This window comes from Acidovorax sp. GW821-FHT09A11, from assembly GCF_059418365.1.
This window is the reverse complement of record NZ_JBWKPS010000011.1, coordinates 55,814-78,336: the sequence shown is the minus strand read 5'-3', so window position 1 is coordinate 78,336 and position 22,523 is coordinate 55,814. Positions and strand designations below refer to the sequence as shown.

Annotated in this window: 19 protein-coding genes and 2 tRNA genes; 8 read left to right on the top strand and 13 right to left on the bottom strand. The window is 68.9% G+C overall.

What is annotated here, in order from left to right:
• Position 1: 1 nt before the first annotated feature.
• From uppS to rpsB, 5 genes are all read right to left on the bottom strand, one after another.
• Positions 2-733 (bottom strand): polyprenyl diphosphate synthase, encoded by a 732-nt coding sequence (gene uppS / locus AC07PV_RS21800; RefSeq protein ID WP_218297694.1) that lies wholly within the window; start codon positions 731-733, stop codon positions 2-4.
• Positions 734-756: 23 nt separating this feature from the next.
• The gene (gene frr, locus AC07PV_RS21795) at positions 757-1,317 is read right to left on the bottom strand and encodes a ribosome recycling factor (protein WP_218297695.1); all 561 of its coding nucleotides are present in this window, start codon (positions 1,315-1,317) and stop codon (positions 757-759) included.
• A gap of 58 nt (positions 1,318-1,375) precedes the next feature.
• Positions 1,376-2,098, bottom strand: coding sequence for a UMP kinase (gene pyrH, locus AC07PV_RS21790; RefSeq protein ID WP_056413356.1), 723 nt, complete (start codon positions 2,096-2,098; stop codon positions 1,376-1,378).
• Positions 2,099-2,148: 50 nt separating this feature from the next.
• Positions 2,149-3,075: a translation elongation factor Ts gene (tsf, locus tag AC07PV_RS21785; protein ID WP_218297696.1), complete on the bottom strand. Its 927-nt coding sequence runs from the start codon at positions 3,073-3,075 to the stop codon at positions 2,149-2,151.
• Positions 3,076-3,179: 104 nt separating this feature from the next.
• Positions 3,180-3,932, bottom strand: a complete 753-nt coding sequence (gene rpsB / locus AC07PV_RS21780; RefSeq protein WP_218297697.1) for a 30S ribosomal protein S2 — start codon at positions 3,930-3,932, stop codon at positions 3,180-3,182.
• A 214-nt stretch (positions 3,933-4,146) separates the two neighbouring features.
• On the opposite strand from rpsB, the gene AC07PV_RS21775 reads away from it, so the two are divergent.
• Complete coding sequence (locus tag AC07PV_RS21775; protein ID WP_492253499.1) at positions 4,147-5,505, top strand: amidase; 1,359 nt, start codon at positions 4,147-4,149, stop codon at positions 5,503-5,505.
• 49 nt (positions 5,506-5,554) lie between these two features.
• On the top strand, positions 5,555-6,787 hold the full coding sequence (locus AC07PV_RS21770) for an FAD-dependent oxidoreductase (RefSeq protein WP_494631309.1): 1,233 nt from the start codon (positions 5,555-5,557) through the stop codon (positions 6,785-6,787).
• 145 nt (positions 6,788-6,932) lie between these two features.
• Here the strand turns inward: AC07PV_RS21770 and AC07PV_RS21765 are convergent, their stop codons facing one another.
• Positions 6,933-8,456 (bottom strand): CoA-acylating methylmalonate-semialdehyde dehydrogenase, encoded by a 1,524-nt coding sequence (locus AC07PV_RS21765; protein ID WP_218341586.1) that lies wholly within the window; start codon positions 8,454-8,456, stop codon positions 6,933-6,935.
• A 112-nt stretch (positions 8,457-8,568) separates the two neighbouring features.
• On the opposite strand from AC07PV_RS21765, the gene AC07PV_RS21760 reads away from it, so the two are divergent.
• Entirely contained in the window at positions 8,569-9,513 is a 945-nt protein-coding gene (locus AC07PV_RS21760; protein WP_494631308.1) for a LysR family transcriptional regulator, read from the top strand.
• 162 nt (positions 9,514-9,675) lie between these two features.
• Here AC07PV_RS21760 and AC07PV_RS21755 read toward each other — a convergent pair whose 3' ends face one another.
• The 4 genes from AC07PV_RS21755 to AC07PV_RS21740 form a co-directional block, all read right to left on the bottom strand.
• On the bottom strand, positions 9,676-10,653 hold the full coding sequence (locus tag AC07PV_RS21755; protein WP_218297702.1) for a tripartite tricarboxylate transporter substrate binding protein: 978 nt from the start codon (positions 10,651-10,653) through the stop codon (positions 9,676-9,678).
• A 44-nt stretch (positions 10,654-10,697) separates the two neighbouring features.
• Positions 10,698-11,672, bottom strand: a complete 975-nt coding sequence (locus tag AC07PV_RS21750; protein WP_494631306.1) for a Bug family tripartite tricarboxylate transporter substrate binding protein — start codon at positions 11,670-11,672, stop codon at positions 10,698-10,700.
• A gap of 127 nt (positions 11,673-11,799) precedes the next feature.
• Positions 11,800-12,606, bottom strand: a complete 807-nt coding sequence (gene iolB, locus AC07PV_RS21745; protein ID WP_494631304.1) for a 5-deoxy-glucuronate isomerase — start codon at positions 12,604-12,606, stop codon at positions 11,800-11,802.
• On the bottom strand, positions 12,603-14,570 hold the full coding sequence (locus tag AC07PV_RS21740; protein WP_494631303.1) for a bifunctional 5-dehydro-2-deoxygluconokinase/5-dehydro-2-deoxyphosphogluconate aldolase: 1,968 nt from the start codon (positions 14,568-14,570) through the stop codon (positions 12,603-12,605). Before AC07PV_RS21740 ends, iolB begins: the two co-directional genes overlap by 4 nt.
• A 99-nt stretch (positions 14,571-14,669) precedes the next feature.
• Here AC07PV_RS21740 and AC07PV_RS21735 point away from each other — a divergent pair, with 99 nt between their 5' ends.
• Positions 14,670-15,581: a MurR/RpiR family transcriptional regulator gene (locus tag AC07PV_RS21735; RefSeq protein WP_492245430.1), complete on the top strand. Its 912-nt coding sequence runs from the start codon at positions 14,670-14,672 to the stop codon at positions 15,579-15,581.
• A 50-nt stretch (positions 15,582-15,631) separates the two neighbouring features.
• The gene (locus tag AC07PV_RS21730; protein ID WP_494631302.1) at positions 15,632-17,149 is read left to right on the top strand and encodes an NAD(P)H-hydrate dehydratase; all 1,518 of its coding nucleotides are present in this window, start codon (positions 15,632-15,634) and stop codon (positions 17,147-17,149) included.
• Positions 17,150-17,218: 69 nt separating this feature from the next.
• Here the strand turns inward: AC07PV_RS21730 and AC07PV_RS21725 are convergent, their stop codons facing one another.
• Positions 17,219-17,962, bottom strand: a complete 744-nt coding sequence (locus AC07PV_RS21725) for a helix-turn-helix transcriptional regulator (RefSeq protein ID WP_369642799.1) — start codon at positions 17,960-17,962, stop codon at positions 17,219-17,221.
• Positions 17,963-18,105: 143 nt separating this feature from the next.
• Here AC07PV_RS21725 and AC07PV_RS21720 point away from each other — a divergent pair, with 143 nt between their 5' ends.
• Positions 18,106-19,110: an alpha/beta fold hydrolase gene (locus AC07PV_RS21720; RefSeq protein WP_494631300.1), complete on the top strand. Its 1,005-nt coding sequence runs from the start codon at positions 18,106-18,108 to the stop codon at positions 19,108-19,110.
• A gap of 99 nt (positions 19,111-19,209) precedes the next feature.
• Here the strand turns inward: AC07PV_RS21720 and rnr are convergent, their stop codons facing one another.
• Positions 19,210-21,540, bottom strand: coding sequence for a ribonuclease R (gene rnr, locus AC07PV_RS21715; protein ID WP_218297710.1), 2,331 nt, complete (start codon positions 21,538-21,540; stop codon positions 19,210-19,212).
• A gap of 19 nt (positions 21,541-21,559) precedes the next feature.
• Here rnr and AC07PV_RS21710 point away from each other — a divergent pair.
• Positions 21,560-21,644, top strand: a tRNA-Leu gene (locus AC07PV_RS21710).
• A 187-nt stretch (positions 21,645-21,831) separates the two neighbouring features.
• A tRNA-Leu gene (locus AC07PV_RS21705) sits at positions 21,832-21,916 on the top strand.
• Between the two features lie 138 nt (positions 21,917-22,054).
• Here AC07PV_RS21705 and AC07PV_RS21700 read toward each other — a convergent pair.
• The gene (locus AC07PV_RS21700; RefSeq protein ID WP_369643762.1) at positions 22,055-22,492 is read right to left on the bottom strand and encodes a GNAT family acetyltransferase; all 438 of its coding nucleotides are present in this window, start codon (positions 22,490-22,492) and stop codon (positions 22,055-22,057) included.
• Between the last annotated feature and the right edge of the window lie 31 nt (positions 22,493-22,523).

The window sequence follows — 22,523 nt, the reverse complement described above, 5'->3', positions numbered from 1 at the left end:
TTCAGCCCGGCATCGGATGGGGATGCGCGGACAGGATCTGTTCGGAGGTTTTGCCAAAACGGCGCTCGCGGCCGCCAAAGGCAGCAATCGCCTCGTCCAGCGCCGACTCGTCGAAATCCGGCCACAGCCGGTCGCTGAAGAAGAACTCGGAGTATGCGGCCTGCCACAGCAGAAAGTTGCTGATCCGCATTTCCCCCCCGGTGCGGATCACCAGGTCCGGATCGGGCACATGGGCCAGGCCCATAGCACCGTGCAGGCTGGCCTCGGTGATGGGCTCGCCGCGCGCTGCCAGCGATGCGGCGGCCTGGGCGATGTCCCAGCGGCCGCCATAGTTGAAACAGACGTTGAGGACGAGGCGGGTGTTTTGCGCCGTGGCGGCTTCTGCCTGCGCCAGGCCATCGCGCACCTTGGGCGACAGGCCGGCACGCTCACCCACGAAATACAGGCGCACGCCATCCTTCTTGAGCTGCGGCACTTCGCGTGCCAGCGCCATCGCCAGGAGTTCCATGAGGCCAGAGACCTCATCCGCCGGGCGGTTCCAGTTTTCGGACGAGAACGCGAAGACGGTCAACACCCCCACGCCACGCTGCACGCAGGCGCGCGCGCAGCGGCGCAGTGAATCAACCCCCTGCTTGTGGCCGGCCAGGCGCGGCAGAAAGCGGCGCGTGGCCCAGCGGCCGTTGCCATCCATGACGATGGCGATGTGGTGCGGCACCACCGGAGATACAGACATGTGAACGTTCAAGCCCTCAAGGCTTAAACCGCCATGATTTCCTGCTCTTTGGCCGCCACCAGCGCATCGATCTCGGCGATGTGCCTGTCGGTGAATTTCTGCACGTCGGTTTCGGCGCGCTTCTGGTCGTCTTCGGACGCCAGCTTGTCCTTGACCAGCTTCTTGACGGACTCGTTGGCATCGCGGCGCAGGTTGCGCACGGCGATCTTGGCGCTTTCGCCTTCATTGCGGGCCAGCTTGGTCATTTCCTTGCGGCGCTCTTCGCTCATGGGCGGCATGGGCACGCGGATGAGATCGCCCATGGACGCGGGGTTCAGGCCCAGATCGCTTTCGCGGATGGCCTTCTCGATCTTGGCGCCCATGCCCTTTTCCCAGGGCTGGACGCTGATGGTGCGCGAATCGATCAGCGCCACATTGGCCACCTGGCTCAGGGGCACGAAGGAGCCGTAATACTCGACCTGCACGGTGTCGAGCAAGGCGGGGTTGGCACGGCCGGTGCGGATCTTCTGCAGGTTGTTCTTGAACGCCGCGATGGACTGGTCCATCTTGGTCTCTGCATTCTTCTTGATGTCGGCAATCGTCATGTTTTCTCCTCGGGGCCGGCCTGCATCCGGTGCAGGCCGCAAGCCATCATCGTCGTCGTCAAGCGTAAACCAGCGTACCTTCGTCTTCGCCCATCACCACGCGCTTCAAGGCGCCATGCTTGATGATCGAGAACACCCGCACCGGCAGCTTCTGGTCGCGGCACAGCGCGAAGGCGGTCGCATCCATGATGCCCAGGTTGCGGGACATGGCCTCGTCGAAGCTGAGCTTCGTGTAGCGCGTGGCCGTGGGGTCCTTCTGGGGGTCGGCAGTATATACGCCGTCCACCTTGGTGGCCTTGAGCACCAGCTCGGCGCCGATCTCGGCACCGCGCAGGGCAGCCGCCGTGTCGGTGGTGAAGAACGGATTGCCCGTACCGGCCGCGAACACCACGACCTTGCCCTCTTCGAGGTACTGCAGGGCCTTGGGACGCACGTAGGGCTCGACGACCTGCTCGATGGCGATGGCGGACATCACACGGGCCACCAGGCCCTGCTTGTCCATGGCGTCCGCCAGGGCCAGCGCGTTCATGACGGTGGCCAGCATGCCCATGTAGTCGGCGGTGGCACGGTCCATGCCGACCGAGCCGCCGGCCACGCCACGGAAAATGTTGCCCCCACCGATCACCACGGCCACCTGGACACCCAGGCGCGTCACTTCGGCGATCTCCTCCACCATGCGGACGATGGTGGCGCGGTTGATGCCGAAGGCGTCATCCCCCATCAGCGCCTCACCAGACAGCTTGAGCAGGATGCGCTTGTGGGCTGGTGCGGCGTGGGACATGGGAAATTTCTCCGGTGATAGATGCGGGGCTTGGGGGGTTGCGGAAACGATCAGGCAGCAGCCTTGGCAGCAGCCACCTGGGCGGCCACTTCGGCGGCGAAGTCGTCGACCTTCTTCTCGATGCCTTCACCCACGACGTAGAGCGTGAAGCCCTTCACATTGGTGTTGGCGGCCTTGAGCATCTGGGCCACGGTCTGCTTGCCGTCGGCGGCCTTCACGAAGACCTGGTCAGCCAGCGAGACTTCCTTGAGGTACTTCTGCACGGCGCCGTCGATGCGCTTGGCGGTGATTTCCGCGCTTTGCGCGGGCTTGCCGGCGGCCACGAGTTCCTTGTTGGCTTCGTCGGCCTTGCCTTCGGCGACAGAGCGTTCCTTGGCGATCAGGTCGGCAGGCACGTCGGCGCTGGTCAGGGCCACGGGCTTCATGGCGGCCACGTGCATGGCCACGTCCTTGGCGGCAGCGGCATCGCCGTCGAACTCGACGACCACGCCAATGCGCGAGCCATGCAGGTAGGCTGCCAGGCTGGAGCCGCTGAAGCGCTTGAAGCGGCGGAACGACATGTTTTCGCCGATCTTGCCGATCAGGCCCTTGCGCACGTCTTCCAGCGTGGGGCCGAAGCTGTCCTGGCTGTAGGGCAGCGCGCCCAGGGCTTCGACGGTGGCGGGGTTGTGCTCGGCCACCAGCTTCGCGGCGGCATTGGCCATGGCGATGAAGCTGTCGTTCTTGGAGACGAAGTCGGTTTCGCTGTTGACTTCGACCAGGGCACCGGTGGTGCCGTCGATGTAGCTCGCCACCACGCCTTCGGCCGTGATGCGCGATGCAGCCTTGCCCGCCTTGGTGCCCAGCTTGACGCGCAGCAGCTCTTCGGCCTTGGCCATGTCGCCGTCGGCTTCCGTCAGGGCCTTCTTGCATTCCATCATGGGCGCGTCGGTCTTGCCACGCAGTTCAGCCACCATGCTTGCGGTAATTGCAGCCATCTTTATTCCTTCAGTGTTCAGTTCAATCGATTAGATTCAGCCTAAAAAAAAGGGGGCTCACCAGGGGCCCCGCTTTCATTCGCGACGGATCGCGCAGCCGGGTATCAGGCGGCGGCTTCTTGCACTTCCACGAACTCATCGGAGCTCTCGGCCGTCACGGCCTTGACCACTTCGTTCACGGCGTTCGCACGGCCTTCGATGATCGCGTCGGCGATGCCACGGGCGTACAGCGTCACGGCCTTGGCCGAGTCGTCGTTGCCAGGGATCACGTAGTCGATGCCTTCAGGCGAGTGGTTCGTATCGACCACACCGATCAGCGGGATGCCGAGCTTCTTGGCTTCGGCCACGGCGATCTTGTGGAAGCCCACGTCGATGATGAAGATGGCGTCGGGCAGCGCAGCCATGTCCTGGATGCCGCCGATGTCCTTTTCGAGCTTCTCGATCTCGCGGGAGAACGTCAGCTGCTCCTTCTTGCTCAGGCTGTCGAGGCCAGCTTCTTGCTGGGCCTTCATGTCCTTGAGGCGCTTGATCGAGGTCTTGACCGTCTTGAAGTTGGTCAGCATGCCGCCCAGCCAGCGCTGGTCCACGAAGGGCACGCCAGCGCGCAGGGCTTCGGTGGACAGGATCTCACGGGCCTGGCGCTTCGTGCCGACCATCAGGATCGTGCCGCGGTTGGCAGCCAGTTGCTTGGCGAACTTTTGGGCTTCCTGGAACAGTGGCAGCGACTTTTCCAGGTTGATGATGTGGATCTTGTTGCGATGGCCGAAGATGTAGGGGGCCATCTTGGGGTTCCAGAAGCGGGTCTGGTGACCGAAGTGGACACCGGCTTCCAGCATTTCGCGCATGGTAACGGACATAAAAATACTCCAAAGGTTGGGTCTAAAATCCAGCCCCAATACTTGCGCCGCCGTGGTTTCTCACGAAAGACGCAACACCTTGACAGGGCTGGTTTGCGATTGGTTCTGCGTAAGCCGCCACACGCACATTGCGACAATGCCCGATCACACCGGATTGCACTGCCCCTTGCCCGCGTTACTGCTCCCAGCAAAACCCAAAGATTCTAGCACACCCATGCTCCCTGACCTGATCGCCACCCGCGACCGCCTGCGGGACGGCACCACCGCCGTGCCCGCAGAGCTGGAACGTTGCATCGAAGCCGCCCAATCCCCTGCGAACACCCACAGTTTCGTGCGCACGCTGTTCGGGGAAGCACGCACCAATGCGGTGCAAGCCAGCCTGGACCGCCTGCCCCTGGCCGGCCTGGCGGTATCAGTCAAGGACCTGTTCGACATCGCCGGCCAGCCCACGCCCGCCGGCTCCACGGTGCTGGCGGATGCGCCCGCCGCAGCGGCCGACAGCCCCGCGGTGGCGCGCCTGCGTGCCGCGGGTGGCGTTGTCATCGGCCGCACGAACATGGTGGAGTTCGCGTTTTCAGGCGTGGGGGTGAATCCGCACTTCGGCACGCCCGCGGCCTTCGATGCCCGGTCGGGCGCATTGCCCGGCGCGCCACGGGTTCCCGGCGGCTCGTCGTCGGGCGCCGCCGTGTCGGTGGCCACGGGGGCTGCGTTCATCGGACTGGGGTCGGACACGGGAGGGTCGATCCGCATTCCGGCGGCGCTCAACGGCATCGTGGGCTTCAAGAACACCGCGCGGCTGGTCCCCACGGCCGGGGCCGTCCCGCTGTCCACCACGCTCGACACGGCCTGCGCCATGACCCGCAGCGTGCGCGATGCCATCGTGGCGCACGAGGTGCTGGCCGCCCGGAGCGTCACGCGCAGCCTGGCACCGCTGTCGCAATACCGCCTGGCCGTCCCCTCGACGGTCTTCCTGGACGGCATGGACGCCACGGTGGCCCGGGCGTTCGAGCGCACCCTGTCCGCGCTGCGCGCGGCGGGCGCCACCATCGACACCATCGACATGCCCCCCATGCAGGAGCAGCCGGTGCATGGCTTCTCCGCGCCCGAAGCCTACGCCTGGCACCGCGAACTGCTGCAGCGCGCGGGCACGCGCTACGACCCCCGTGTGCGTGCGCGCATCGACAAGGGTGCGGCGCTGATGGCATGGGAATACATCGACCTGCTGCAGGCCCGCCAGCACTGGATGGCCCGCATGCACGCGTGCATGGAAGGCTACGACGTCCTGCTGTCCCCCACCGTGCCCATCGTGGCCCCCGCCCTGGCGGATGTGGCCCCGGCCGGCGGCCAGGACGCCGCGCAGGATGCGGCGCGCGACGCCGAGTTCTTCCGCGTCAACACCCTGCTGCTGCGCAATACCAGCGCCGTCAATCTACTGGACGGCTGCGCGCTGTCCCTGCCCTGCCATGTACCGGGGGAACTCCCGGTGGGCCTGATGGTCTGGCACGGGGCCCTGCGGGATGACACCGTGCTCAACACGGGCCTGCAAATCGAAAAAATACTACAAAAACAATAGCTGCAAGCGCTTGATAATCAAGCTCTAGAGGCTAAAAATACCCAAATTCATGAAGATTGCCATCGTGGGCGCCGGCATTGTCGGCGTCACCACTGCCTATGAGCTGGCCAGCGACGGCCACGAGGTCACCGTGTTCGAGCAGCGCAGCGCTGCCGCCGAAGAAGCCAGTTTTGCCACGGCCGGCCTGCTGGGCTCCCACGTGCTCAGCCCCTGGGCCCTGCCCGGCTTCGGCCAGGCGCTGCGGCTCATGGGCGCCCACGCCACGCTGCGGCTGGCGTCCGGCCTGGGCCAGGACCATCTGGCCTGGCTGTGGCGCTGGCGCCGCGCGGCACGCGCCAACAGCGCGCCGGCCCCGGCTCTGGAGCAACTGGCGCGGTACAGCCAGGAGCGCCTGAAGGCCATCGCCAGCCAGCACGAGCTGGATTTCGAATCCAGTGACGGACGCCTGGTGCTGCTGCGCAGCGAGCAGGAGCAGGCCGCGCTGCAGCCGGCCCTGCAGGTGCTGCGCGACTGCGGCGTGGCGGCACGCGAGATCGATGCCGCGACGGCGCGCCACATCGAGCCCGGGCTGTCCCCCGACGCCCCGCTGGCCTGCGCCATCCACCTGCCCGACGCCAGCGCCGGCAACTGCCGCCTGTTCGCGCAACTGCTGCGCCAGGGCACGCAGGGTTCGGGCGTGCAGTTCGCGTTCAACACCCGTGTCGAACGCATCGGCACCAGCCCCCTGGGCATTGCGGTGCCCGGCGAGCCCGAGCTGCGCCGCTTCGATGCCGTGGTGCTGTGCGCGGGCATGGCCTCGGCCGCGCTGCTGCCGCCGCTGGGGCTGCGCCTGCCGATGACCGCCGTGTACGGCTATTCGGTCAGCACGCCCTTGCGCGAGTCCACGCACGCGCCACGCGCCAGCGTGGTGGACATGGCCCAGCAGATCTCCATCACCCGCCTGGGGCAGCGTGTGCGCATTGCCGGTGGCGCGGAGCTGGCGGGCGCCGACGCGGACCACCATGCGCCCACCCTGCAGCGCCTGTACCGCACGCTCAACGACTGGTTCCCCGGAGGGGCGCAGCTCTCCTCGGGGCTGCAGGTTTGGCGCGGCGCGCGCACCATGCTCCCCGACGCGGCCCCCGTGGTGGGCCCCAGCGGGGTGCCGGGGCTGTGGCTCAACACGGGCCACGGCGCCGGCGGCTGGGCCCTGGCCTGCGGGAGCGCCCGGGCCGTGGCGGACCTGATCGGCCAGCGCAGCCCCGAGATCGGCCTCGAGGAGTTCGGCATCCAGCGTTTCTAGAGCGTGCTGGAGTCCCCCCCGGAACGGGAGGCCCGGCAAACCCGCCAGGGACGCTGGGCGCGGGGATAGAAAGGGCCCGCGGCAACGCGCGGCGGCCACGAAAAAATGGGGCCAAAGCCCCATTCCAGCGACCGCGCGCCGGGTCCTACTTGGCCGTCGGCATCACGAACTCGGCCCCCTTGGGCGTGCTTTCAGGCCAGCGCTGCATGATGCTCTTTTGCTTGGTGTAGAAGCGCACGCCTTCCTCGCCGTAGGCGTGCATGTCGCCAAACAGGCTGCGCTTCCAGCCGCCAAAGCCATGCCAGGCCATGGGCACGGGAATCGGCACGTTGATGCCGACCATGCCAGCCTGGATGCGGCGGCCGAACTCGCGGGCCACGTTGCCGTCGCGCGTGAAGCAGGCCACGCCGTTGCCGAACTCATGGTCGTTGACCAGCTTCACGGCCTCGCCAAAATCCTTGGCGCGCACCACCGCCAGCACCGGGCCGAAGATCTCCTCCCGGTAGATGCGCATCTGCGGCGTGACATGGTCGAACAGGGTGCCTCCCATCCAGAAGCCGCCTTCGCAGCCCTCGCCGGCCTGCGCCGCGTCAAAGCCGCGGCCATCCACCAGCAATTGCGCGCCCTCCTTCACGCCCAGGTCGATGTAGCCCGAGATGCGCTCGTGGGCCGCGCGGGTGACGATGGGGCCCATTTCCGCCGCCAGGTTCGTGCCGTCGAGCACCTTGAGCGCCTTCGCGCGCTCGACGAGCTTGGGCACCACCTTGTCGGCGGCATCTCCCACCAGCACGGCCACGCTGATGGCCATGCAGCGCTCACCGGCCGATCCGTAGCCCGCGCCAATGAGGGCGTCCACGGCCTGGTCCATGTCGGCATCGGGCATGACGATCATGTGGTTCTTGGCGCCGCCCAGGGCCTGCACACGCTTGCCGTGGCGGGCGCCGGTCTCGTAGATGTAGTTGGCGATGGGGGTGGAGCCGACAAAGCTGATCGCCCGGACATCGGGGTGCTCGATGAGCGCATCCACCGCCTCCTTGTCGCCCTGCACCACGTTGAAGACGCCGTCGGGCAGGCCCGCCTGCCGGAACAGGTCGGCCATGAGCAGCGAGGCCGTGGGATCGGTGGGGCTGGGCTTGAGCACGAAGGTGTTGCCGGTCGCGATGGCCACCGGAAACATCCACATGGGCACCATGACCGGAAAGTTGAAAGGCGTGATCCCCGCCACCACGCCCAGGGGCTGGCGCAGCGTCCAGTTGTCGATGCCGGTGCTCACCTGGTCGGTGAAATCGCCCTTGAGCAGTTGCGGAACGCCGCAGGCGAACTCGATGATGTCGATGCCGCGCGCCACCTCGCCCTGCGCATCGGTGAACACCTTGCCATGCTCGGCCGTGATGGCGCGGGCCAGCGCATCCTTGTGCTGGTTGACCAGCTCCAGGAACTTGAACAGCACGCGGGCGCGGCGGATGGGCGGCGTGTCCGCCCAGGCGGGAAAGGCGGCCTGCGCGGCGGCCACGGCCGCATCCACATCGGCGCGGTGGGCCAGCGCCACGCGGCCCGTCACGGCGCCCGTGGCGGGATTGGTCACGTCCTGGCTGCGTGTGCTGGTGCCCATGGTGCGCTGGCCGTGGATATAGTGGCCAATGGGGGCCGGCTGGGTGGCGGTGGTCATGCAAACCTCTTTCAAAGAACGGTGGAAAGTGGCCTGCAGTCTAGGAGCGACAACCCGCCGCGCCAAGACCGTGGCGGTGAATTGATTGTTCACATTGATGAACAATAGAGCCATGAAATCGACAATCCATCCCAAACCCGAAGCCCTGTGGTCGCACCTGCACTGGCTCGTCGTGCTGGGCGAACAGGGCAGCTACACAGGCGCCGCCGCGCGCCTGGGCGTGAGCAAGGCGGCCATGAGCCAGCACATCGCGGAGCTGGAACGCGCGGCAGGCGTGCCGCTGGTGCGGCGTACCACGCGCAGCGTGGGCCTGACCGAGGCGGGGCGGCAGCTGGTGGACGACACGCGGGGCGCGTTCGACAGCATCGCCGAGAGCTTTGCGAGCGTGCGCGACCGCGCCGGCGTGCCCCAGGGCCGCCTGCGCGTGACCGCCCCCGTCGCGCTGGCACGCCAGCAACTGGTGCCCCGGCTGCCCGCGTTCGTGCGCGCCTATCCCGAAGTGCGGCTGGAGCTGGACCTGTCGGACAACCTGCGCTCGCTGACGCTCGAAGGGCTGGACCTGGCCATCCGCCACACCGCCGTGGCCCCCGACACCCATGTGGCCTGGCTGCTGTGCACCACGCGGTCCGTGCTGGTGGCCAGCCGCGCCTACCTGCGCCGCGCCGGTCTGCCCCGCACGCCCGGCGACCTGCGCGGGCACGACTGCCTGCACTACCCCCGCACCCAGGAAGCTCCGGCCTGGACCTTCGAGCCCGTGGTGCCGGGCACCGCCCCCCGACTGACCGTGCCCGTGGCCGGGCCGCTGGCCGCCAGCAACAGCGAGGCCCTGCGCGACGCGGCCCTGGCGGGCCTGGGCATCGCGCTGGTTCCCGACTTCAGCGCGCAGGCCGCGCTGCAGTCGTGCAAGCTCGTCCAGGTGCTGCCCGACTGGCGCTCCGTGGGCACCTTCAGCGAGACGATCCACGCGATACGTCCCTACTCGGCCCATGTGCCGCGTTCGGTGTCGGTGTTCGTGGAATGGCTGCGCGAGGCCTTTGCCCCCGGCTTCGGGGCATGAGGCCGTGCGCGGGCCGCGGCCCCCGGGACGGGCGAAGCCGTGCGGCCATGCCCACCGCGAGGCGGACACCGTGGACCCGGCGGACGCACACCCAAAAAAAGAAAACCGCCCGCAGCGGCCCCGTGGGGCGCCGCAGGGCGGGCCAGCAGGTTCGGCGGCTTCTCAGGCCTTGATGCCCAGCCTGTCCACCAGTTGCTTGAACGTGGCGTTGTCCCGTGCGATCAGGGCGTTGAAGTCCGCCTGGTCCAGGTAGCCCTCCCCCATGTTCTGGCGGGCCATGGTGTCGCGCAGCGCGGGCTCCTGCAGGGTCTTGGCGATGGCGGCGCGCAATACCGCCACCACTTCGGGCGGAGTGCCCTTGGGCGCGGCCAGACCGCGCCAGCCCCCGATCACCAGGTCGATCTTGCGTTCCTTGAGCGTCGGCACCGCCTCCCACCCGGCGGCGATGCGCTGCTCGGACATCACGGCCAGCGGGCGGATCTTGCCCGCCGCCACATAGGTGGCCACCTCCACCGGCGTGACGGCCACCACCTCGATGTGCCCGCCCAGCAGGTCCAGCACGGCGGGGTTGGCACCGCGGTACGGCGCATGGTTGAACGACACGCCCACCTTGTCCTCCAGCGCCGCGGCCGCCAGATGCCCCAGCGAGCCCGGCCCCGCATTGCCCACGCGCACGCCGCCCGGGTTCTTGCGGGCGGCCGCCAGCAGGTCCTCGATGGTGCGCAGGGGGGAGTCCGCGCGCACGGCCAGCGTGGCCGGGTCGGCGTTCAGCCGCGCGATGGGGGTCAGGCTGTCGGCCGTGATCCTGGTGATGCCCATGTGGGGGATCATCGTGATCTCCACCGTGATGATGGCCAGCTTGTAGCCGTCGGGCCGGGCATTGGCCAGCTCGGTCCAGCCCACGGCGCCGCTGGCGCCCGCCTTGTTGAGAACGATCAGGTCCTGCGGCAGGTGCTTGCGCGCCGCCTCGGCCAGCGCCCGGGCCAGCACATCGGTGCCGCCGCCCGCGGCGAAGGGCACGATGAGTTCAATGGGCTTGCCGGGATAGGCCGCGGTCTGGGCGGCGGCGGGCAGCATGGCACCTGCGGCCAGGCTGGCCAGGGCCGCGCAGGCATGGCGGCGGTTCAGGGAAACGGTCATGGCGTGGTGTCTCGTGTCGGGAATCTGGGGTCGTATCGGCCCGGTCAATCAAGGCGGATGTTGGCGGCGCGGATCACGCCCGCCCACAGCTTCTGTTCGCTGCGCACGAAGTCGGTGAACTGCTGGGGCGTCATGGACAGCGGCTGGATGCCGATCTCTTCGAGCTTGGCGCGCGTCTCGGGATGGCGCAGGGCGGCCGCCAGGTCCTTGTTCAGGCGCTCCACCACCGCCGCAGGCATCCGGGCCGGGCCCACGAACCCCTGCCACGCATAGGCCTCGAAGCTGGGTACGCCGGCCTCGGCCATGGTGGGCACATCGGGCAGGATGGACAGCCGCTGCGGCGTGGCCACGGCCAGCACGCGCACCTTGCCCGCCTTGATCATCGACAGGCTGGGCGGAAGGTCGACGAACATCGACTGCACCTGGCCCGCCATGAGGTCCTGCAGCGCCGGGGCCGAGCCCTTGTAGGGGACATGCAGGATGTCCGTGCCGGTGCGCTGCTTGAACAGTTCCAGCGCCACGTGCAGCGGAGAGCCCGGGCCCGACGAGGCCGACGAGACGGTCCCCGGGCTCTTGCGCACCTGGGCCAGGAACTCCTGCATGTTCCGGGCCGGGAAGTCGGGGTGCACGGCCAGCACCAGGGGCATGCGGCCCAGGCCGCCGATGAAGCTGAAGTCCTTCTCGGCGTTGTAGCTCAGCGCGGAATACATGGCCGGGTTGAAGGCCAGCGTGCCCGAATCGGCCGTGCCCACGGTGTAGCCGTCGGCCGCGGAGCGCGCGATGAAGGTGGCGCCGATGATGCTGGCCGCGCCCGGCTTGTTGTCCACCACCACGGGCTGGCCAAGGTCCTGCCCCATGCGCACGGCCAGGCTGCGCGCGATCACGTCGGTGGTGCCGCCGGGCGCATAGGGAACCACCCATTTGACGGGCTGGGACGGGTAGGCGGCGGTCTGCGCCTGGGCGCCGAGCGTGCAGGCGAGCAGTGCACCGGCAAGGATGCGAAGGGTGTTGCGTTTCATGGTGTGTTTGTCTCCAGAGGTTGGCGGTTCAGGGGCAAGGTTTTCTGCGAACCTTTTCGGAAATCTTTGGTGTTTTTGCGCTCTTGCGCTTGATGCGATTGCGCCAGCAGCTATCAAATAAATAGCATCAGCGCGACGCGGCCATCCAGGCATGCGCTGGATCGTTCCTGAACGCCCAGCGGCGCTCGGGCCCCGCCATGGTGTTGAGGTAGTACAGGTCGTAGCCGTGCGGGGCCACGCAGGGGTGGTAGCCGCGCGGCACCATCACCGTGTCGCGGTGTTCCACGGCCATGGATTCGTCCAGCGAGCGGTCGTCGGTGTACACGCGCTGAAAGGCGAATCCCTGCGCGGGATGGAGCTGGTGGTAGTAGGTTTCCTCGAGCACGGTTTCGGCGTGTGGCTGGCCCGCGTCGGCGCTGTCGTGCTTGTGCGGCGGATAGCTCGATGAATGCCCGGCCGGGGTGATCACCTCCACGACCAGCAGGCCTTCGGCGGGCTGCGACTCGGGCAGGATGTCGCAGACGTGGCGCGTGTTGCTGCCCTGCCCGCGCACGCTGCGCTGCATCTGCGCGGGTTCGATCACCCGCTCGGGATACAGGCCGCGCGCCGGCGCGCTGCTCAACGCCACCTCGGCGGCGCCCCGCGCCACGATGCGCACCGCCCGGTCTGGCGGCACATACACGGCCGTGGGCGAGGCCTCCTCGAACACCGAGGCACGGCTGCCCAGGGCCCGGTAGGCCTGTGCGCCCACGTGCACGTCCACCTGCCCGCTGAGCACCGTGATGCACAGCTCGCGCGCGCCGGTGGCCAGCGACTCCTCGTCCCCCGCGCCCAGGCGCAGGGCCTTGAACCCCACGTGGGTCCATCCGGCCGTGGCCGGCGTCACATCCACCACCACCCGGCCCGACGGGTTGGCCTTGACAAGCAGTGTCATGCGGGCACTCCCGCGGCGTCGGGGGCGGTGGCGGCCTGCGCCGGCCGGCTGTCGCGCCAGCCCGCGATGAGGCGGCGGAAATTGGCGGTCACCTGGGCCTGCAGCCCGGCGTCGTCGATCTCGCCCTTGAGCCAGGCCAGGCTGGGCCCGGCCCAGACGGTGCGCCCGATCATGAAGCCCTTGACGATGGGCGCGCGCGCCTCGGCAAAGCCTGCGATGAGTTGCTCCACCGGCTGCGACAGCCCCAGGATCACCGCGCCACGGCAGTACGGGTCGCGCTCGCGCACCAGGGCGTCCAGCGCCTCCCAGTGGCGCGCGGCCATGGCGCCGACCTTCCACCACTCGGGCTTGAGGCCGATCCCGTAGAAGTGGCGGATGGCGCGCAGCACGGCCTCGCCGGTATCGCCCGGGGCCAGCATGTCCTTGGGCGGAATCACCTCCAGCAGCAGTTCATGCCCGCTGGCGCGCGTGGCCTCCCACACCTGCTGCAGCCACTCGTCCTGCTCGGCGCGCAGCGCGGCCGCGTCGTCCGGGTGGTAGAACACCAGGCATTTCACGACCTGCTCGCGCGGCCAGTGCACCAGCTGCGAGGCCAGCGAATGCGTGCCGTCGAAACGCAGCGGGCGCGAGCCGGGCCGCTCGATCGGTCGCCCCAGCCACCAGCCCCGGCCCGTGGCGCCGTGCAGCGCGGCCTCGCCGATGCGTCCGTCGATCAGCACGCCCATGCGCCCCCCGCACCCGGGGTCCCGCTCGACCTCGGCCACCACGGCGTTGAGCAGCTGCTTGAGCACGGGCAGGCGTGCGCCCTGCGCACCGGCCTGCCGCGCCAGGTCTTCAAACTGGGCGCGGTGGTCGTAGGCCAGCACGAACAGCTCGGGCCACTGCGGCCGCGCCGCCGTCACCCGGTGCAGATGGGCCAGTTGCGGGTCCTGGTCGGGCCGGGGGTGGCGGTGCCCCGAGAACCAGTGGGCCAGCTCGGCCGGTGTGGGCATGGCGGGCGCGCAGCCGTGGCGAGACACCACGATGGCCCCGCAGGCATTGGCGATCGCCGCCGACTCGACCAGGGTCTTGCCCCGCAGCAGGCCCGACAGCAGGCCCGACGCGAAGGCATCGCCCGCGCCCAGCACGTTGAGCACCTCGATGCGCTCGCCCAGCACCGTGGGCGCATCGTCCAGGGCGGCGGGCACCGCCCCCTCGATGATGCTGCAGCCCAGCGGGCCCCGCTTGACCACCAGCACGGCCTGTGTGTGCCCGCGCACTGCGCGCAGGCTGGCCATCAGGTCCCCGGGCACGCCGCCGGCGATCAGCCACTCCTCTTCGGTGCCGATGATGAGCTCGAACGATCCGAGCTGCGCCTGCAGGTGGCGGCTCACCGCGTCGCTGCCCACGTAGCGCGTTTCGCCATCGCCCTTGGCGGCCAGCCCCCACAGCACGGGGCGGTAGTCGATGTCCAGCACCCGCACCAGGCCATGGCGCTGCGCGATGTCCAGCGCGCGGCGGCTCGCGGCCAGCACGGTGGGCGTGCTCAGGTGCGTTCCTGTGATCACCAGGCTGCGGCAGCGCGCCAGGAACTCCTCGCTGATCGCGTCGGCGTCCAGCGCCATGTCGGCGCAGTTCTCGCGGGCGAAAAGCAGGGGGAAGGTGTCCTGGTCCTTGATGCCCAGCAGCACCATGCCCGTCAGGCGCTGGTCGTCCACCTGCACCTGGCTCACGTCGCAGCCCTCGCGCCGCAGGGTGTCGAGCAGGAAGCGGCCGTTCTGCTCATTGCCCACGCGCGACACCATGGCCGAGCGCAGCCCCAGCCGGGCAGTGCCAAAGGCGATGTTGGCCGACGAGCCTCCCAGGTATTTGGCGAAACTGGTCGCGGCCTCCAGGCTGCAGCCGATCTGCTGGGCATAGAGGTCCACGGCCAGCCGGCCCAGGCAGGCCACGTCAAAGGGCCGGTTGGAAGGAAAAGAGAGCATGCACGGGTCTCCGCAAGGGCGCGGCGGCGGGAAAGCGCGCGCCGGATAATGGTTCGTTGCGCCTATGATAGCCCAAAATAGAAAATATTTTCTAATTTAATGAAAAATAGAAACACCCTGGCCGATCCCATTGCCACGCCCCCCGGCAACGCCTCCGCCCCCTACCCCGACGCGGACGCGTTCCTGGCGGCCGTGCATGCGGGCTTCGAGCCCTTGAGCCGCCAGCTCAAGACCATCGCGCGCTATGTCGAGAAGCAACGCGACCAGCTGGCGCTCGATGGCGTGCAGGCCACGGCCGCGCAATGCGGCGTGCAGCCGTCGGCACTGGTGCGGTTTGCCAAGCATTTCGGGTTTTCGGGCTACACGGAAATGCAGGCCCTGTTCCGCGCCGGAGCCGTGCGGCAGCTGGCCCCCAACCGCAACTACCAGGAGCGCATCCGCGAACTGATCGTGCCCGGCGGCAGCGCGCGGTCGGCCGCCCAGCTCGCGCACGAGGTGATCGACGGCAACATCGACAGCCTGCAGGCGCTGCAGCGCAACCTGCCGGACGCACAGTTCGATGCGGCGGTGGAGCTGATGCTGCAGGCCCCCGCGCTCTGGCTGGCCGCATCGCGCCGCGCGTTTCCGGTGGGCGCCTACCTGGCCTACGCGCTGCAGCACACGGCCAAGCCGGTGCACTGGCTGCACGGGCTGGGTTTCATGCACCAGGGCGAGCTGCGCGCGCTGGCGCCCGGCGATGTGCTGGTCGCCGTCTCGTTTGAGCCCTACGCGCAGGAGACCCTGGAGCTCGCGCAGGCGGCGGTGGCGCGCGGCGCGCGCCTGCTTGCCATCACCGACAGCCAGCTGAGCCCGCTCGCGGCCCTGGCCAGCGCCACCCTGATCGCGCAGGACGGTGCCACCTTTGGTTTCCGCTCGCTCACCAGCACGCTGAGCCTCGCGCAATCGCTGTTCCTGGGCCTGGCCTACCGGATGGAGCTGGCCTACGACCACCGCTCCACGGCGAAGCCCTGAGCCCGCCGCCCCCGGCACCCACCCCGACCACCACCTGCCAGCCCCCGCCCATGCACCCCATCACGCCCCAGCAGCCGCACCCTCTGTTCAACACGGCAGCCACGCGGCGCATGGAGCAGCAGGCCGCCGCCGCCCTGCCCCCGCACGCGCTGATGCAGCGGGCGGGCCTGGCCGTGGCCCGCCTGGCCCGGGCGCTCGCGCCCCATGCGCGCACCGTGTGGATAGCCTGTGGCCCCGGCAACAACGGCGGCGACGGCCTGGAGGCCGCCCTGCACCTGCAGCGCGACGGACGGCGCGTGGTGGTCACCTGGCTGGGCAACCCGGACCGCGCCCCCGCCGATGCCCGCCGTTCGTGGGAACGCGCGCGGGACGCGGGCGTGCTGTGGGCCGACAGCGCCCCCGAAGACCTCACGGCCTCCGACCTGTGCATCGACGCGCTGCTGGGCATCGGCGTGGGAGCCAACCCCGCCAGCCCCCCGGCCCGCGAACCGGACGAGCGGCTGCGCCGCTGCCTGGAGGCCCTGCAGCGCAGCCCCGCGCCCGTGCTGGCGGTGGACCTGCCCAGCGGTCTGGACGCCGATACGGGACAGTTCGCGGCGGGCTTCGCGCCCGACGCGGCCCACCCGCCGCGCGCCGCGCGGCACACGCTGAGCCTGCTCACCCTCAAGCCCGGCCTCTTCACCGGCGCGGGGCGTGACGCCACGGGCAGGGTGTGGTTTGACGCGCTGGGCGCGGAGGCCGGGCACGAGCCCCCCAGCGCCTGGCTTTGTGGCCCCGCGCTGGCGGCACCACGCGCCCATGCCAGCCACAAGGGCAGCTATGGCGATGTGGCCGTGGTGGGGGGAGAGGGGCTGGCGGGGCGTGGCATGGGCATGGCGGGCGCCGCCCTGCTGGCCGCGTCCGCGGCCTTGCATGGCGGCGCGGGGCGCGTGCTGGTGGCCCTGCTCGACGACGGCCATCTGGAGCTGGACCTGCAGCAACCCGAGCTGATGTTCCGCCGCTTCGACGCCCTGGCGCTGGAACAGCTCACCGTGGTCTGCGGCTGCGGCGGCGGCCAGGCCGTCGCCCATGTGCTGCCGGGCGTCATCACGCGCTCGGCGCGGCTGGTGCTGGACGCCGATGCCCTCAACACCATCGCCAGCCAGGCCGCCCTGCACGCGCTGGTGGTGGCGCGCGGCCAGCACGGCTTGCCCACGGTGCTGACGCCCCACCCTCTGGAGGCCGCCCGGCTGCTGGGCCTGTCCACCGCCGAGGTCCAGGCGGACCGCCTGGACGCGGCCCAGCAACTGGCCTCGCAGTTCAACTGCGTGGCCGTGCTCAAGGGCTCGGGCACGGTGGTGGCGGCCCCCGGCCGCGTGCCCGCCATCAACCCCACGGGCAACGCACGGCTGGCCACCGCGGGCACGGGGGATGTGCTTGCCGGCATGGTCGCGGCGCACATGGCCGCCGGGGCCAGTGCCCTGCGCGCCGCCTGCGAGGCGGTGTATGGCCACGGGCTGGCGGCAGATGCCTGGCCGGCCGGGCTGGCTCTCACCGCCAGCGGGCTCGCGCGGCGCGCGGGCGGCTGACGGCACGGCCAGCGCGTTGTCCGCGCCACGGCCGAGGCCGCACGCCGCCCACCGCCGCCAAGGAGGCCTTCACCGGCCCACCAGCGTGACCTCCTTCAGGGGCTTGAGCACGCTGGAGGGGGTCATGCCAAAGGTCTGCCGGAACATGCGGCTGAAATGCGCCGAATCGGAGAACGCGCCCTGCAGCGCAGCATCCGTCAGCCGGGGGCTGACCGCGAGGTTCGCCATGGCCAGCCGCACCTGCGACCACACCTGGTAGCGGCGCAGGCTGACGCCCATCTCCGCCCGGAACAGGTGGTTGAAGCGCGAGGCCGACAGCTGCACGGACGACGCCAGCCCCTCGCGCGCCCACCGCCCGTCCCGGGGGCTTCGCAGGGCCAGCAGGCTGCGCGCCACGCGCGGATCCAGGGGCGCCGCCGCATGCCCGCCCCCGCACCGCAGCAGGGCCTGCAGATCGAAGTGGCGCAGGTAAGCGTCCATGGCGCTGCGCGAGCCCACGGCCCTGGCCGCGTCGAGGACCACGCCATCGTGCTGCTGGAACGGGCCCCGCAGACCCCGCGCCTCGGGAGAGTCGGGCTCCAGATACATCAGCGCCACGTGCTCTCCGCAGGGGTCGAACACATGTTCCACCCCGGCGGCCACCAGCGCGCTGTGGCACGTCTCCACCCGCCCCGGCTGCCAGTGCAAGGCAAAGCGCCCCGACAGGCCGATGAGCAGCACCGGCGACGCATGGCAGTGCCAGCCCGTGGAGGGAAGGTCGCCCAGATACAGCGCGCGGTCGGCGCCCAAGGTCAGTGTGTTCCGTGCTGGCATGCGCATAGCCCAAACATACAAGTTTTCTCGCACGGTTCCCGATAGCCTTCGCCATCCCCGTCCATGCCCCCCATTCCAATGCCCCCGCGCGGGCAGGACAGGCGTGCGCCGGCCCACCCACGACAACCTCTGGAGACCCCTCCTTGAAACGCATTGTCCTTGCTGCCGTGGCAGCTTTCGCGCTCGCCGCCACGGCGCTGTACCACGGTGCCCCCTCGTTGTTCACGGAGCCCTTGCTCGCGCTCAATCGCAGCCTGTCGGGCCTGGAGGAAAAGACCGTCGATGCCGCGATGCACCAGATCCACTACCTGGACAGCGGCGCCACGCCAGGGCCCCTGGCGCAGGGCGCCACCAGTTCCCCCCGCGTTCCGGTCGTCCTCTTGCACGGCATCTTTGCCGAGAAGGACCACTGGGTGGAGTTCGCCCGCCCGCTCACAGCCACCCACCGGGTGATCGCGCCAGACCTGCCGGGGTTCGGAGAAAGCACGCGCCGCGAGGACCAGGCCTATGACTACGCCGCCCACACCGAACGCCTGCGCAGCCTGCTCGATGCACTGGGCATTGAAAAGGCCCATCTGGCAGGCAACTCCATGGGGGGCACGATCGCGGCGCTGTTCGCCGCAGCACACCCCGAGCGCGTGGCGAGCGTGGCCTTCATCGGAGCACCACACGGCATCCGTTCACCTCAACCCAGCGCCATGGACCACCTCATCGACAGCGGGCAGCGCCCGCTCGTGGCGCACGACCCCGCGGCGTTCGACGCCATGATGGCGCTGGTGTTCGAGAAACGCCCTTTCCTGCCGTATCCCATCCTGCACGCCACGCAGCAGGACGCGCTGCGCAACGCGGCATCGAATGCGCGGCTCTGGGATGCACAGCTCAAGGACCGCTATCTGCTGCAGGAAAAGCTCGCAGCCCTCGAGCAGCACCCCACTCTGGTCCTGTGGGGCGAAAGTGACCGCGTCTTCCACCCCTCCGGCATGCGGCCCCTGAAGGCGGCCCTGCCGGGAGCACAGGTGGAGGCACTGCGCGGGGTGGGCCACCTGCCGATGATGGAAGCGCCCCGGGACACGGCGCTGCGGTATGCGGAATTCCTGCGACACCCCGGGGCGCGGCCCTCCCGCTCCATGCCAGAGAAATCCCATTGAATCGACCCCTGGCGCTCTTCTGGAAAGCGCTGGAAGCTATCAAATATATAGCAAACTCCCACCCGGGAGACGGTTCACCCCGGGTGGAAGCCGCGGGGGTCAGCCACGGCGCGGCTTGCGCCCCTTGCCCTTGCCGGACTTGCTGCCGGCCGCGGCCTTTTTCACCGAGGCCTTGAGCTCCTGGATGGGCGAGCGGGCCGCGCGCTCACGCGTGAGCGATGCGAGTTCGGTGCTGGACGCCTCGGGCGCGGGGCCACGCTTGCGGGCTGCCGGGCGGCCCCCCGCCTTGCGCGCGCCGCCGGGGCCGTCGGAGGCAACGCCCTTGTCCTTGAGCGCGCGGCCGAGCAGTTCCTCCCCCTCGCGCACCAGGCGGAAGTCGATCTTGCGGCCATCGAGGTCCACGCGGCTGACCTGCACCCGCACCCGCGCGCCGATGGCGTAGCGGATGCCGGTGCGCTCGCCGCGCAGCTCCTGGCGCGCCTCGTCGAACTTGAAGTACTCGCCACCCAGCTCGGTGATGTGCACTAGGCCTTCGACGTACATCGCGTCGAGCGTGACGAAGATGCCGAAGCTCGTCGCCGCGCTGACCACGCCGCTGTACTCCTCGCCCAGGTGCTCGCGCATGTACTTGCACTTGAGCCAGGCTTCCACGTCGCGGCTGGCCTCGTCGGCACGGCGCTCGTTGGCGCTGCAGTGCAGGCCCGCGGCCTCCCAGGCCTGCGTATCGCGGCTCGGCGGCTTCACGTCCTTGCGCGGCTTGGTGCCGGGCGCCGCCACGCGGGCGGCCAGGCGCTTGGCCAGCTTGGCGTGGGCCTCGCCCGGCGTCGGCAGCGACGGCAGCGCGTATTTGGTCTTGCCCAGGATGGCCTTGATGACCCGGTGCACCAGCAGGTCGGGATAGCGCCGGATGGGGCTGGTGAAGTGCGTGTAGGCCTCGAACGCCAGGCCGAAGTGGCCGCTGTTGACGGGCGTGTAGATGGCCTGCTGCATGGAGCGCAGCAGCATGGTGTGGATCTGCTGCGCGTCCGGCCGGTCCTTGGTGGCCTCGGCGATGGCCTGGAACTCGGCGGGCTTGGGATCGTCGCCGATGGTCATGCCCACGGCCATGGCCTTGAGGTAGTTGCGCAGGATTTCCTGCTTCTCGGGCGTGGGGCCTTCGTGCACGCGGAACAGGCCGGGCTGGCCGCCCTGCGCGATGAAGTCGGCGCTGCACACGTTGGCGGCCAGCATGGCCTCTTCGATGAGCTTGTGCGCATCGTTGCGGGTGCGCGGCACGATCTTCTCGATGCGGCCGTTCTCGTCGCAGATGATCTGCGTCTCGGTGGTCTCGAAGTCCACCGCGCCACGCTGCTGGCGCGCCACCAGCAGGGCGCGGTACACGTCATGCAGGTTGAGCAGGTCCTTCACGCGGTCCTTGCGCTTGCTGGCCTCGGGCCCGCGCGTGTTGGCCAGAATGGCCGCGACCTCGGTGTACGTGAACCGCGCATGGCTGAACATCACGGCCGGGTAGAACTGGTAGGCATGCACCTCGCCCTTGGCGGTGACCAGCATGTCGCAGACCATGCACAGGCGCTCGACCTCGGGGTTGAGCGAGCACAGGCCGTTGGAGAGCTTCTCGGGCAGCATGGGGATCACGCGGCGCGGAAAGTAGACGCTGGTGGCGCGGTCATAGGCATCGATGTCGATGGCGCTGCCGGTCTCCACGTAGTGGCTCACGTCGGCGATGGCCACCAGCAGGCGCCAGCCCTTGGCGCGACCGACCTTGGCGGGCTCGCAGTACACGGCGTCATCGAAATCGCGCGCGTCCTCGCCGTCGATGGTGACCAGGGGCACGTCGGTCAGGTCCACGCGGCGCTTCTTGTCCTGCGCGCGCACCTTGTCGGGCAGTTCCTTGGCCTGGGCCAGGCACTCGGCCGAGAACTCGTGCGGCACGCCGTACTTGCGCACCGCGATCTCGATCTCCATGCCGGGGTCATCCACCTCGCCGAGCACTTCGGTGATGCGGCCCACGGGCTGGCCGAACAGGGCCGGCGGCTCGGTCAATTCGACCACGACCACCTGGCCGGGCTTGGCGGCGCCGGTGGCACCCTTGGGGATCAGTACATCCTGCCCGTAGCGCTTGTCCTCGGGCGCCACCAGCCACACGCCGCTTTCCTGCAGCAGGCGGCCGATGATGGGCTGGGGCGGTCGCTCGATGATCTCGACCACGCGGCCCTCGGGGCGGCCGCGCCGGTCCTGGCGCACGATGCGCACGCGCACACGGTCCTTGTGCAGGACAGCGCGCATTTCGTTGGGGGGGATATAGATGTCGCCTTCGCCATCGTCGCGGATGACAAAACCGTGTCCGTCACGGTGCCCCTGCACGCTGCCTTCAATTTCGTCCGACAGATGCGCGGACTGCGCGCCGGGGGTGGTTTTTTTGATATACAATCTTAGTCTTTCCTGAAATGCCCAGGTGGCGGAATTGGTAGACGCACTAGTTTCAGGTACTAGCGAGTAACATCGTGGAGGTTCGAGTCCTCTCCTGGGCACCAAGTTTAACGAGAACCTGTGAAGGTTTTCAAAATATCGAAGCCGCTGTGAATACAGCGGCTTTTTTATTTCCCGCCTCCATGCCCCGACGCCGCTTCCCGGGACGCTGGCGGAATGAATTTAAAAAAATCTTCATCCACTCGCCAGAAGCCGCAATTACTTGTTCTATAATTCGAGGCTGATCTGAAAGCCCAGGTGGCGGAATTGGTAGACGCACTAGTTTCAGGTACTAGCGAGTAACATCGTGGAGGTTCGAGTCCTCTCCTGGGCACCAAACAATAAAAAAGCCGTTGCAACCGCAACGGCTTTTTTTATTCCTGCCCCGCCCTCGACAGGCGGGCAACGGGCGGCTCTTCGTGGCCATCAATGCCCTGCGTAGTCCACGCTCCGGACAAGCCCTCCCCGGCCCTGCTCAAAGATCAGGTATCAACCGCTTGCCCAATGAAAACGCCTCGTCGCGCGCATAGCCGAGGGCATCGTAGAAATGCAGGACCCGGGCATTGCTGGTGCGCACCAGCACATTGACCTTGGGACACCCGAGCCGCAGCAAGCGCAGCTCCACCTCCGCCATGAGACGGCGCCCCAGCGCCAGCCGCTGATGCCCCGGTGCCACCGCGAGGTAGTACACGGAGCCCCGGTGGCCGTCATAGCCCGCCATGGCGGTGCCCACGAGCCGTTCCGCCATGCCGTCTCGCGCCGGCACCACCGCCACCAGAAAAAGTTCTGGCTGCACCAGAAGCTTGCGGGCGATGTCCTTGTGAGGATCGTTCCAGGGACGGACGAGCCCGCAGTCGTGCCACAGCGCCACCGCGGCAGCCTCATCGGCCGCCCCGAAAGGCCGGATGTGCACCGGCAACCCGCCAGCCATCGCCTCTTTGGCC